Annotated in this window: 10 protein-coding genes; 7 read left to right on the top strand and 3 right to left on the bottom strand. The window is 58.2% G+C overall.

Annotation, left to right across the window (positions count from 1 at the left end):
* Positions 1-37: 37 nt before the first annotated feature.
* Both gshA and ACW4TB_RS25445 read right to left on the bottom strand, forming a co-directional pair.
* Positions 38-1,615 (bottom strand): glutamate--cysteine ligase, encoded by a 1,578-nt coding sequence (gene gshA, locus ACW4TB_RS25440; protein WP_009681568.1) that lies wholly within the window; start codon positions 1,613-1,615, stop codon positions 38-40.
* A 3-nt stretch (positions 1,616-1,618) separates the two neighbouring features.
* On the bottom strand, positions 1,619-4,474 hold the full coding sequence (locus ACW4TB_RS25445; RefSeq protein WP_455828663.1) for an FAD-binding and (Fe-S)-binding domain-containing protein: 2,856 nt from the start codon (positions 4,472-4,474) through the stop codon (positions 1,619-1,621).
* A 481-nt stretch (positions 4,475-4,955) separates the two neighbouring features.
* Between ACW4TB_RS25445 and ACW4TB_RS25450 the strand changes: the two genes are divergently transcribed.
* From ACW4TB_RS25450 to ACW4TB_RS25470, 5 genes are all read left to right on the top strand, one after another.
* On the top strand, positions 4,956-5,624 hold the full coding sequence (locus ACW4TB_RS25450) for a hypothetical protein (protein WP_438308564.1): 669 nt from the start codon (positions 4,956-4,958) through the stop codon (positions 5,622-5,624).
* Positions 5,625-5,774: 150 nt separating this feature from the next.
* The gene (locus tag ACW4TB_RS25455; RefSeq protein ID WP_455828662.1) at positions 5,775-6,206 is read left to right on the top strand and encodes a c-type cytochrome; all 432 of its coding nucleotides are present in this window, start codon (positions 5,775-5,777) and stop codon (positions 6,204-6,206) included.
* A 66-nt stretch (positions 6,207-6,272) separates the two neighbouring features.
* Positions 6,273-6,755 (top strand): (2Fe-2S)-binding protein, encoded by a 483-nt coding sequence (locus ACW4TB_RS25460; RefSeq protein ID WP_455828661.1) that lies wholly within the window; start codon positions 6,273-6,275, stop codon positions 6,753-6,755.
* Positions 6,739-7,170 (top strand): hypothetical protein, encoded by a 432-nt coding sequence (locus ACW4TB_RS25465; protein WP_455828660.1) that lies wholly within the window; start codon positions 6,739-6,741, stop codon positions 7,168-7,170. Before ACW4TB_RS25460 ends, ACW4TB_RS25465 begins: the two co-directional genes overlap by 17 nt.
* Before the next feature lie 58 nt (positions 7,171-7,228).
* The gene (locus ACW4TB_RS25470; protein WP_455828659.1) at positions 7,229-7,519 is read left to right on the top strand and encodes a hypothetical protein; all 291 of its coding nucleotides are present in this window, start codon (positions 7,229-7,231) and stop codon (positions 7,517-7,519) included.
* 165 nt (positions 7,520-7,684) lie between these two features.
* Here the strand turns inward: ACW4TB_RS25470 and ACW4TB_RS25475 are convergent, their stop codons facing one another.
* Positions 7,685-8,206, bottom strand: coding sequence for an Lrp/AsnC family transcriptional regulator (locus tag ACW4TB_RS25475; RefSeq protein WP_455843105.1), 522 nt, complete (start codon positions 8,204-8,206; stop codon positions 7,685-7,687).
* A 154-nt stretch (positions 8,207-8,360) separates the two neighbouring features.
* On the opposite strand from ACW4TB_RS25475, the gene mdeB reads away from it, so the two are divergent.
* Positions 8,361-11,006 (top strand): alpha-ketoglutarate dehydrogenase, encoded by a 2,646-nt coding sequence (gene mdeB / locus ACW4TB_RS25480; RefSeq protein WP_455843108.1) that lies wholly within the window; start codon positions 8,361-8,363, stop codon positions 11,004-11,006.
* A gap of 84 nt (positions 11,007-11,090) precedes the next feature.
* Positions 11,091-12,407 (top strand): dihydrolipoyllysine-residue acetyltransferase, encoded by a 1,317-nt coding sequence (gene aceF / locus ACW4TB_RS25485; RefSeq protein ID WP_455828657.1) that lies wholly within the window; start codon positions 11,091-11,093, stop codon positions 12,405-12,407.
* The last annotated feature ends 6 nt before the right edge of the window (positions 12,408-12,413 follow it).

Here is a 12,413-nt window from a genome sequence, read left to right on the forward strand (position 1 = left end):
AACAGGGGCAAAGAGTTTCTGCGCCCATTGAAAATGATCACGAGTGGAGCTGAGAAATGCGGCTGATGTAAGTTTGGACATAGGCGTCCAATTCGCCTATGGAGGCTCGCTCAAGCGCTTGCTGGTGCAGCCTTGAGGTGACGCTCAGCGCCTCCAGATTCGACTCTTCGTCGCCGGCCAGACCCTTGAAGTATTCGGCGTGCTGCTTGCTCTGAAGAAGGCCGAACCGCGCCAGACTCGATTTTCGTTTTCGCAGCGCCTCCAGCACCTGTGCCGAAGGCGTCAGGGTGCAGTTTTCGACCTTGTCTCGCTGTGATTGGACGGCCTCGGTATGGAGGTCGCCAGCGTGGCTTCGATCCAGCAACGCGCCGAGTGGCTGAATGCTCTCCAACAAGTCGCAAGCCCAGGTTTTCAAATCGGTGTTCTGTCCTTCCCTCAGCAGTTGCAGCCCGGGTCGACGACCTTCTTTGGCGACCTTGAGGAAATTTTGATCGGCATGCAGTTGCTCATCACTGCTCAGTCGCGGACTGTCCTGCAACGCGCAAAACAACAAAAACGCATCGAGAAAGCGCATTTGGACAAGATCCATTCCCGCTGGCATAAATGGATTGATGTCCAGGCAGCGCACTTCCACGTATTGAATGCCCCGTGACAACAACGCCTGAAGCGGTCTTTCGCCGATATCTGTCACCCGTTTGGGGCGGATACTGGCGTAGAACTCGTTTTCAATCTGCAGTGTGTGAGTGCTCAGCTGCACTCGTTCGCCCGCCTGGTGAGTCCCCATTTCCTCATAGCCTGGGTGGGGCGTGGAGACCGCACGGTGTAACATTTCCATGTAATTGCCAAGGGTGTCATAACTCGGATTGAGGTCGGATTGGGCTCGGCTTTGATAACCCAGATCGCTCATGCGCAAGCTGGTGGCAAAGGGCAGGTAGAGAGTGTGCTCATCGAGCCGTTCGAGTGCGTGCGCGCTTCCCTTGAGAAAGCTGGACTCCACCGCTGGGGAGGCGCCGAACAGATACATCAGCAACCAGCTGTAGCGTTTGAAATTACGAATCAGGGCCATATAGCACGCTGACTGATAATCCTGCAGGGCCTGCGTATCACCTTCCTCCCGTTGCAGAAGCGCGAAGAGCGCTTCGGGCATCGAGAAGTTGTAATGAATGCCGGCAATGCACTGCATTTTTTTGCCATAGCGCAAGGCCAATCCTTTGCGGTAGAGATATTTCAACTGCCCTGTATGTGAAGTGCCGTAAAAGGCGATCGGTATGTTTTCTTCTTCGGGGAGGGGGCATGGCATGGACAAGCTCCACAGAAATTCCCCTTCAAGGTTGCTGCAAGCGAATCGGTGGATTTGCTCCAGGCAGGCCAAGGATTCCACTGCCCCCGGCATGGCCGGAGTGATGAATTCCAGCAAGGATTCGGAGTAGTCGGTGGTTATCTGCGGATGGGTAAGTGCCGAACCCAGTGCGACAGGGTGCGGTGTCAGTGCAAGGAGTCCCTCGCAATCCACGCGCAAACATTCGCGCTCAATCCCTCTCAGGCATTGACTCAACAGGTCGTAATGGGCCGGTTGCGCCAGCAGCCTTTGTCGACGAAACAGAAGATCACTCAAGGGTCATTCCTGCGCACACAGTTGGGTTGATGAGACCGGTTGTCCTGCTGTTCCAGTCTTTTTTCGGGTCACGCGGTCCACCAGATACACCAGCCCGTGATAATCGATCCCGCCATGCTGGCTCAGGCCAATCTCACAAGTGCGACTGGTGGAAATGCCTTCGCTGCAGTACTGCACCGCATCTTTCAGAGTGCGCAGTGAATGTGCATTCAGTTCGGGAGTGGTGAAGCCCTTGTCGCCGGCAAACCCGCAGCAATGAATGCCTTCGGAGATGACCACGTTGTTGCTGCATTTGCGCGCCAGATCGATCAGCGCCTGGCTTTCACCAAGGTGCTGGGTGCTGCAGGTGACATGCACCGCGATGGGCGCTTCCTGCGGCGTGAACTGCAGTCGATCCATCAGGTGCGTACGAATGAAACGTACCGGGTCGTACAGGTCCAGGCGTACTTCGCCCAGGTCCTGGATCAGGCGCAACGTGCAGGGGCTGGTGTCGCAGTAGATCGGGTCGAGTCCGCCACGGCTGGCGTGGCGCAGAGCGCCAATCAGTTCCTGGCGTTTGTGTTCGGCCTGTTCAGCATAACCCTTAGAGGCGAACGGCTGGCCACAGCAGAGGTTGTCCAGGTTGTCCGGGAAGACCACCTGGTAACCGGCTTTTTCCAGCAGGCCGCGGGTCTTGTCGTACAGCGACATTTGTTCCTTGTCGCCCGCCGCCGGCCCCATCGCCCGTGAAACGCATGCGGCCAGGTACACCACGCGCGGGCGTTCGTCGCTCACTGTCGGGCTGAAGCGAATGGCTTTTTCCGGCTGTGGCATGGCGTTGGTCCATTGCGGAACCTGGCCTTTGGACAAGCGCGTCAAGGTTGCGGATAACTTTGCCAGGCGTGGCGCACCCAGCAACATCCGTGCGCCATTGGCCACGTGCAGGGTGAAACGCGCACCTTGCAGCGCCGTGGCGAAATTTCCCTCCAGCCAGTTGGCAGTTTTCTTATGGGTGGCGTGCTGGCCACGAAGCTTTTTCACCAGCTCGCCGGTGTTGATTCCTACAGGGCAGCGTTGCGCACAAAGACCGGTGGCGGCGCAGGTGTCGATGCCCTGGTATTCGTAGGCCGCTTCGAGTTCGCGGGTGTCGACCCCGGCGCGTTTCTTCGCCTGGATGTCCCGCCAGATCACGATCCGCTGGCGCGGGCTCAAGGTCAGGCCTTTGGAGGGGCAGACCGGCTCGCAGAAGCCGCATTCGATGCACTTGTCGATGATCTCGTCGGCGGCCGGCAGCGGTTTCAGATGCTTGAGGTGGATTTGCGGGTCTTCGCTGAGCACCACGTCCGGATTGAGAATGCCGTTGGGATCGAGCAGGCGCTTGAGCTGCCACATCAACTGGTAGGCGTCGCTGCCCCATTCCAGTTCGACGAAGGGTGCCATGTTGCGCCCGGTACCGTGCTCGGCCTTGAGCGAACCGCCGAACTCGACAGCCACCAGTTGCGCCACGTCGTCCATGAACGCCTGGTAGCGTGCGACTTCTTCCGCGCTGTTGAAGCCCTGGGTGAAGACGAAGTGCAGATTGCCTTCCAGTGCGTGTCCGAAAAGGATCGCTTCGTCGTAGTGATGTTTGTCGAACAGCTCGATCAGCCGGTTCACGCCGAGGGCCAGTTGTTCCACCGGGAAGGTCACGTCCTCGATGATCACCGTGGTTCCGGTTTTGCGCACCGCGCCGACGGCGGGGAAGGTGTCCTTGCGGATCGCCCAGAGCCGGGCGTTTTCCAGCGGGTCTTCGGTGAAATCGATTTGCTTCTCTACCGGGAACGAAGACAGCGACGCCATGATCTGCGCCAGCTGTTCCTGCAACAACGAGGTAGATGCCGCGCGGGATTCGATCAGCAGGGCGCAGGTATTGTTCGACAGCTGTTGTACGAAAGCGTGCATGCCGGGCTTGTTCTGCACCGAGCGCAAGCTACGGCGGTCCAACAACTCTACCGCTGACACCGGTTGGCTTTTGAGCACGGTGACGGCGTTGCAGCAGGTTTCCACATCCGGGAATACGATCAGCGCCGAGGCCTTGTTCGGGTGATCGATCACCGTGTCGTAGGTCACTGCGCTGATGAAGCCGAGGGTGCCTTCGGAGCCCACCAGCAAGTGGCTCAGGATATCCACAGGTTCGTCATAATCCACCAGGGCGTTGAGTGACAGGCCGGTGGTATTTTTCAGACGGTATTTGTGGCAAATTCTCGCGGCCAGTTCGGCATTGGCGCGGGTCTCGCGGCCCAAGGTCGCGAGGCGCTCCAGCAGGTCGCCATGACTGGCGCGAAACGCCGCGATACTGGTGGCGTCTTCGGTATCGAGACGGCTGCCGTCGGCCAGCACCAGACGAATGCCGGCCAGGGTGTGATAGGTGTTTTGCGCCGTGCCGCAGCACATGCCGCTGGCATTGTTGGCCACGATGCCGCCGATTTTGCAGGCGTTGATCGAGGCCGGGTCCGGGCCGATCTTGCGCCCGAACGGTGCCAGCCAGGCATTGGCCTGCGCGCCGATCACCCCCGGTTGCAGGCGGATCTGTGTGCCTTGGCCACGGATCTCGCGACCGTTCCAGTTATCCCCAAGCACGATCAACACCGAATCGCTGATGGCTTGCCCGGACAGGCTGGTGCCGGCGGCGCGGAAGGTCACGGGAACCCGGTCGCGCTGTGCCAATTGCAGCAGCGCCACCACTTCATCTTCGGACTCGACGCGAATCACCAGTTGCGGAATCAGGCGATAGAAGCTGGCATCCGTTCCGAAAGCCAGGGTGGACAGATCGTCATCGAATCGCCGCGCACGCGGAATTATTGTATTTACAGCTTCACGAAATCTGACAGGCAGGCTCACAGATCCTCCGGCGAGGTGGGGCAGGGCAATGACTCATCTCAGTGGCAACAAGCCCCTGGTTGAGCAGGCCTGCATTTTTGTGATCGTTGTATCGATCTTCGTTCGTTTTTCCTGGAACACCGGGCCTTTGACGGCTTGGGTGTAAACACGGCCATTAGCCGGTTGCAGAGAGATTGAAGGGCGATTGCAGGTAGGGTGATGATCCTTGTTCCAGATCATGCAGGTATCGCGCAGCGGGAGGGTAATAGCCTGGTACTACGATGCGTTACGCGTTCGAAGTTCCAGACCTGTCGTGGTGATGGAGGTATTTCCTGACGGGTTGTAAACGCTAAAAAAAACGCTGGGCAAAATCCCGCCAAGGGTCATAATGAAACGCTCTAATTCAATCACTGTATCGCACTGATTACCCAAAAAACACGGAATGTCCAAGAGGGTTGCGCTCTCCCTTTAATGCACGCATTAACCTGTGGGGTGATGTGAATTGCTTAAGCGCATTTTTGTCAGCATCATTGGTATAGGGGTTGCCGGAGCTGTATTGTTCGGAATTTACGCTTGGCATCCGGAAATCGGATCCATTACACCCCCGACCAGGAACCTATTCCCTTCGGACATGGTCGAGCACGGCAAAATCATGGCCGCTGCCGGTTACTGCCGTACTTGTCAAACTACCCCGGGTGGTCAGGAGTACGCGGGTAACTATCAGATGAACACCCAGTTCGGTGCCATCTACTCCAGCAACATCACTCCGGCCCCTGACACGGGTATCGGTCGTTGGTCAGAAGAGGCGTTTATCCGCGCCATGCGTGCCGGTGTCAGCCGCGATGGTCATCACTTGTTGCCGGCGTTCCCGTTCGAGCACTTCAATAAAATGACGGATGACGTTATCAAGGCTGTCTATGCCTTCCTCATGTCATCCGTGCCGGCGATCAATCAGCAGAAGAAGGAAAACGGTATTCCGTTTCCGATCAATCTTCGCTTTCTGCAAGCAGGCTGGAAACTGCTGTTCGCCAACACCGATCCGTTTGAAAAGCGTAGCGACAAGTCTGAGGAATGGAACCGCGGTGCCTATTTGGCCCAGGGAATCAGCCACTGCGGTGCCTGCCATACGCCACGTAATGCGCTGGGGGGCGAAAAATACAGTCACATGTAAGAAGGCGCATCGATTGACGGCTGGGTCGCACCATCGCTGACCCGCACCAGCATGTCGCCGCTGCCTTGGCGAGTGCAGGACTTCCATGAATACCTGCGTACTGGCAACTCTCTATTCCACGGCAGTGCCGCTGGCCCGATGGCGCCTGTCGTGCATGAGGGCTTGTCTGCCTTGCCTGACGCGGATATCAAAGCGTTGAGTGTTTACTTTGGCGAGTTGGCGGGTGACAACAACAACGAACCAGCGGCCAGTCCTAAACTCCAGGCCGCTGACCAGGCACAGCACAAGACCACAGACTTGCGGATCGATCATGGTGCCCGGCTGTATAACAGCACCTGTTCTGCTTGCCACTACAGCAGTAGCCAGCTGGTGAAAGGCCGTCCGTTGCTGGCCCTGGGCAGCGCTACTCATCTTGACGACCCGAGTAATCTGATCAACGTCATACTCGATGGCTTCAGAAGCGATCAAGGGATTCGCGGTGTGGTCATGCCTCAGTTCCGCGAAGCGCTCAATGATGACGACATAACAGCCATTGCCACTTACCTGCGACAAACGGCGAATGAACAGCCATGGCTGATCTGAAACAGAAAGTCGCTGAGATTCGTCGTCAGCCCCGGTTTGAGCATTAATTCGCGGGAGGAGTGAGCCATGGCCAGGTTTATGTTGAACGGCAAGCCAACAGTTGCCGACGTGGACACAGACATGCCTCTTCTGTGGGTTATCCGTGACGAATTGAACATGACCGGCACCAAGTTCGGTTGCGGTATTGGTGCCTGCGGTGCTTGCACCGTACACGTTGGTGGCCGAGCCACCCGTTCCTGTATCACGCCTGTCTCCGCCGTGGTGGGTGCCAGTGTCACCACCATCGAAGGCTTGTCCGAGCAAGGCAATCATCCGTTGCAGGTGGCCTGGCATAAATTGCAGGTACCACAGTGTGGCTACTGCCAGCCTGGTCAGATCATGCAGGCCGCCGCGCTGCTGAGCGACTTTCCCGATCCGACCGATGCAGATATCGATGCGGTGATGAGTGGCAACGTCTGCCGCTGCATGACTTACGTACGCATCCGCAAAGCGATTCATGAAGCGGCTGCTGCAATGAGGCAGCAGGTCAACGATGAGCGCGCTGTTTAATACGGGCGGACCAACAGGCATGACTCGCCGTGGCTTTCTGGTTGCCATGACCCTGGCGGGGCTCAGCTTTGGCTTTCCACGCGGCGTGTTAGCGGCCATGGATCCTGCGACGACCGATGACGCGGCGCTACCCAGTGAAGGCGCAATCTACGAACCTTCGGTGTGGTACTCCATCGACAACGCCGGCAAGGTCAAGGTCAACATCATTCGGGTCGAAATGGGCCAGCACGTGGGGTACTTCCATCGCCCGAATCCTTGCGGACGAATTGGAGGTGTCTTGGGAAAATGTGGAAATCGTCCATGTGGACAGTGCCAGGAAATGGGGCCTGATGGTGACCGGCGGGAGTTGGTCGGTGTCCCAGAGCTGGCCGGTTTACTGTCAGGCCGGTGCTGCCTGACGGGTGGCATTGATTGAAGCTGCTGCCAAAAAATGGGGCGTTTCGCCCGATTCCTGTGTGGCCCGCGGCGGTAGGGTGGTTTGCGGAAAACAGGAAATTTCCTACGCCGAACTGGTCACCTTGGGCGTGACCCGTGAGTTCAGCGAAGCGGAGCTGAAAGCGCTGCCACTGAAGGCCGATGCCGACCTGAGGCTGGTGGGTAAACCGGTCACTTCGCTGGACATTGCCAACAAAACCACGGGTGACGCCGTCTTCGGTATCGACGCCAGAGTTGAGGGCATGGTGAATGCCAGCCCGTTGCTGCCACCGACCCGATATGGTGTTGGCGCTGACGCCGAATTGACCCAGTTGCCGAGATGTCACTGACCTAGGCTGATTCCTCGAAAAACATTGGTTGTGCAGAGTTTGTGCTGATTTAGAGGTGGGGCAGTCTTACGTCGGCACGTGGGTCAATTCGGCATCGCCCTCAAGAGTCTCATCACTTCTGCGATTTCCTTGGGGCCGTGCATCACCCGTTGTCGTCGCGCTGGTTTATTTATGACGATGTTTGCTGGCACCAGTTCTTGGTGGCTCGCCGCGAGAAAGCGGCAGCGCAGTCTTGTACTTGACCTGTTTGAGGGCAAAGCTCGAACGAATGTTCGCAACTCCTGGGATTTTCGACAACTGATTGACGATGAATCGTTCCATCGCCTGGACATCGGGAACTACGACCCGGATCAGGTAATCAGCGTCTCCGGTCATGAGATAACACTCCATGACTTCTGGGTAGTCTTGTACCGCTTCTTCGAATGTCTCTAATGCATGCTCTATCTGGCGCTCAAGCGTGATCTGGATAAACACGCTTACGCTCAGACCGAGTTCATATGGATCAAGCAGGGTTACGTAGCGACTGATTAACCCCGATTCTTCTAATGCTCTCACTCTTGTCAGGCAGGGAGAAGGTGACAGATGGACACGAGATGCGAGCTCAACATTAGTGAGTCGAGCATTAATTTGAAGCTCTTCCAGGATGCGCAGATCTATTGGGTCTAGCTGAGTTTTCGGCATATTCATCAAGGTATTGGTTGTTTTAAGGCATGATATACCTAAATTTTGTAAAAATGAAGCTTAGTACGGAAGCACGTTCTGTCGATTCATCGCTAAGCTAATGACAATAAGAGAGGAGGCAGATATGGGTGTGCTAATCGAAAATTCGACAACTGGGTCGATGGATATTGACCGAGATGAAACGCAGGAGTGGCTGGAGTCGCTGGAGGCAGTCGTGCGCGATGGCGGGTCCGAGCGCGGTCAGTTTCTGCTTAAACAGTTAGAGCAACACGCAAGAGCACTTGGCATCACCTCGCATGTGCACCCGTACTCGGCGTATCGGAACACAATTCCGATTGAACGGCAGGGTCCCTACCCAGGAGACCTTGCTGTCGAGGAACGGATCACGTCGATCATTCGCTGGAATGCATTGGCCATGGTGGTGCGCGCCAATCAGGCTTATGGGGATCTGGGCGGACATATCGCAAGTTATGCCTCCGCCGCGGAAATCTTCGAGGTCGGTTTCAACCATTTCTTCCGCGCCCGCGACGAAAGTCATGGCGGCGATCTGGTGTTTTATCAGCCGCACTCGGCCCCGGGTGTCTACGCCCGTGCGTTCCTTGAGGGCAGGCTGTCGGAAGAGCAACTGGCCAATTATCGCCAGGAAGTAGGCCGCAACGGATTAAGTTCCTATCCGCATCCTTGGTTGATGCCGGACTTCTGGCAATTTCCGACCGGTTCGATGGGCATTGGCCCGATCAGTGCGGTCTATCAAGCGCGCTACATGCGCTACCTCGAACACCGCAACCGGGCCGAAACCGCCGACCGGCATGTCTGGGGCGTATTTGGTGATGGTGAGATGGATGAGCCGGAATCCATCGCCGGGCTCACGCTTGCGGCGCGGGAAAAACTCGACAACCTGACCTTCATCGTCAACTGCAACTTGCAGCGTCTGGACGGCCCGGTGCGTGGCAACGGTCAGGTCATTCAAGAACTTGAGGCGCTGTTCACCGGCGCTGGCTGGAATGTCGTCAAGGTCATTTGGGGTTCGGATTGGGATCCGTTGTTTTCGCGGGACACCAACAACGCCTTGCTGCAACGTTTTGCTCAGACCGTCGACGGCCAGTACCAGACGCTCGGGTCCAAGGACGGTGCCTACAACCTGCTGCACTTCTTCCAGCAGGATCCGGAGGTGAAGGAGCTGGTCTCGCACATGTCCGATGCTGAGATCGATGCCCTCAAGCGTGGCGGCCACGACTTCCGCAAGCTACACGCGGCCTTCGCCGCTGCCAAGGCGCACAAGGGACGGCCGACCGTCATCCTCGCCAAAACCAAGAAAGGTTACGGCATGGGCGGTGCTGGCGAGTCGCGCATGACCTCGCACCAGGCGAAGAAGCTGGATATCGACGCACTCAAGGCGTTCCGCGATCGCTTCGCGCTGCCACTGTCGGATGACGATGTCGCGCAATTGCGCTTCTATCGACCGGCCGAAGACAGCCAGGAGATGCGTTATCTGCGCGAGCGCAGGACTGCGTTGGGCGGCTATATGCCGGCGCGGCAGAAGGGCAACGAGCACGTCGCCATCCCCGCCCTGGCTGACTACGCGCGTTTCGCCTTCGAGGCCGACGGCAAAGAGATGTCCACCACCATGGCTGTGGTTCGTATGCTCGGCGGTTTGCTCAAGGATAAGGAACTGGGGCCGCGGGTGGTGCCTATCGTCGCGGACGAAGCGCGCACATTCGGTATGGCCAACCTGTTCCGCCAGATTGGTATCTACTCGCCGCTGGGGCAGCTTTACGAGCCAGAAGATGCGGGCTCGATGCTGTATTACCGCGAAGCGCGTGATGGCCAGCTGTTGGAGGAGGGCATTACGGAAGCGGGCGCACTGTCGTCTTGGGTGGCTGCTGCGACTTCCTACAGCGCCCACGGCAAACCGATGCTGCCGTTCTATATCTACTACTCGATGTTTGGTTTCCAGCGCGTCGGCGATCTGATCTGGGCAGCGGCTGACCAGCGCGCCCGCGGCTTTTTGCTGGGCGCCACGGCAGGGCGTACGACCCTGGGTGGAGAAGGGCTGCAGCACCAGGACGGCAGCAGCCATGTCGTGGCAGCCACCGTGCCCAACTGCCGCGCCTATGATCCGGCGTTTGCCGGCGAGCTGGCGGTGATTGTCGACCATGGCATGCGCCAGATGATGGAGCGGGATGTCGATGAGTTCTATTACATCACCGTGATGAACGAAAACTACGCGCAGCCTTCGTTGCCGACCGGCGTCGAGGATCAAGTCATTCGCGGCATGTATCGCTACGCCGTGACGGATGCAGCGCCATCCCGTGGCTCAGTCCGCCTGCTGGGCAGCGGCACCATCCTGCGGGAAGTGATCGCGGCGTCCGAGCTGCTGGCGGCCGACTGGCAGGTATCTAGCGAGGTGTGGAGCGTCACCAGCTTCAGCGAGCTGGCTCGCGAAGCGCGGGCAGTGGAGCGACACAATCGCCTGAACCCGTCCGATCCTGAGCAGGTCAGCCATCTTTGCGCTTCCCTCGCCGGTGATGCGCCAGTGATTGTCACCTCCGACTACGTTCGCGCCTGGCCGCAACTGATCGCCAGCTACGTCGATGCGCGCTTCATTGCCCTGGGTACCGACGGGTTTGGCCGCAGTGATACTCGCGCCGCCTTGCGCAGTTTCTTTGAAGTCGATCGTCACCAGGTCGTCCTGGCAGCGCTGGATGGACTGGTGCGTGACGGCAAATTGCCGCGTCAGGTGCTGGCCGAAGCCATCGAACGCTACGGCCTGGATGGTGACCGTCCAGCTCCCTGGACTCGCTAACGGTTTGCTCTTCGTATGCGCTCGGTGAGCGCTCCATCCGTTGCGTGAACCCGCAACGGATCTATTTCTTGGCGGCGATATGTCATGAGTGAAATCAGAGAAATTCATGTCCCTGACATTGGGGACTTCAAAGACCTCCCGGTGATCGAAGTGTTGGTCAAGCCGGGCGATACAGTAGCGTTCGATGACCCATTGCTGACTCTGGAGTCGGACAAGGCATCCATGGATGTCCCAAGCCCTGGTGCGGGCACCGTTGTGGCGGTGACCATCAAGGAGGGGGATCGGGTTTCCAAAGGCAGCGTCATCCTCACGTTGCAGATGGACGCCAATGCGGCGCCTGTCGCTCAGGTTGCAGTGAATGGCACTGCCGTGGCTGATGTAGTGGTGAGTGCCGTTGCGTCGCCACCACCACTTGTCGTGGCCCCCCCTGTTGCCGCTGTGGTGTCGGTGGTGGCGCCAGTGGTGACTGCCTCTGGCCCGAAACCCCACGCCAGCCCTTCGGTTCGCAGTTATGCGCGCAAACTGGGTGTGGACGTCTCGAAAGTGGCGGCCACCGGCAAGGGCGGGCGGATGCTTCGCGAGGATGTCGAACGCTTCGTCAAGGACGCCCTCGTTCGTCTCGACAGCTCCGCGCCACGTGCCGAACACTCCACCGGACTTAACCTGCAGCCCTGGCCGGACGTGGATTTCAGCAAGTTCGGCACTGTCGAGAAAGTCGCGCTGTCGCGTATCAAGAAAATCTCCGGCGCTAACCTTTCGCGCAACTGGGTGATGATCCCCCACGTCACCAACAACGAAGAAGCGGATATCACCGGGCTTGAAGCCTTTCGCGTGCAGCTCAACACCGAAGGCGGCAAGGACGCGATCAAGTACACCATGCTGGCTTTCCTGATCAAGGCCGCGGTCGCCACCCTGAAAGCCTTCCCGCAGTTCAACAGTTCGCTGGGCAATGAAGAGGGTGAGCCGATCCTGATCCTCAAGCAGTACTACCATATCGGGTTCGCTGCCGACACGCCGAACGGGCTGGTGGTACCGGTGATTCGCGACGCCGATCAGAAAGGCATCGGTCAGATCGCAACGGAATGTGGCGAGTTGGCGAGAAAGGCGCGGGACGGCAAGTTGGGCCCCGCCGACATGACGGGTGGGACCTTTACCGTTTCCAGTCTGGGTGGCATTGGCGGTACCAGCTTTACGCCCATTATCAATGCGCCAGAAGTGGCGATCCTTGGAGTTACTCGCGCGCAAACCAGACCGGTTTGGGATGGCAATGCCTTTGCACCTCGCCTGATTCTGCCCCTGGCACTGTCCTGGGATCACCGCGTCGTGGATGGTGCTGCTGCGGCACGGTTCCTCCAGTATATGGCTGCTTTGTTGGCAGATTTCCGTCGAATTACACTTTGAGGGGCA

This window comes from Lelliottia jeotgali, from assembly GCF_977070485.1.

Excerpts from the sequence above, each read along its gene's own strand:
- ACW4TB_RS25460 (WP_455828661.1), top strand. The coding sequence starts at position 6,273 with ATGGCCAGGTTTATGTTGAACGGCAAGCCAACAGTTGCCGACGTGGAC.
- ACW4TB_RS25465 (WP_455828660.1), top strand. The coding sequence starts at position 6,739 with ATGAGCGCGCTGTTTAATACGGGCGGACCAACAGGCATGACTCGCCGT.
- ACW4TB_RS25475 (WP_455843105.1), bottom strand. The coding sequence starts at position 8,206 with ATGAATATGCCGAAAACTCAGCTAGACCCAATAGATCTGCGCATCCTG.
- mdeB (WP_455843108.1), top strand. The coding sequence starts at position 8,361 with ATGGATATTGACCGAGATGAAACGCAGGAGTGGCTGGAGTCGCTGGAG.
- aceF (WP_455828657.1), top strand. The coding sequence starts at position 11,091 with ATGAGTGAAATCAGAGAAATTCATGTCCCTGACATTGGGGACTTCAAA.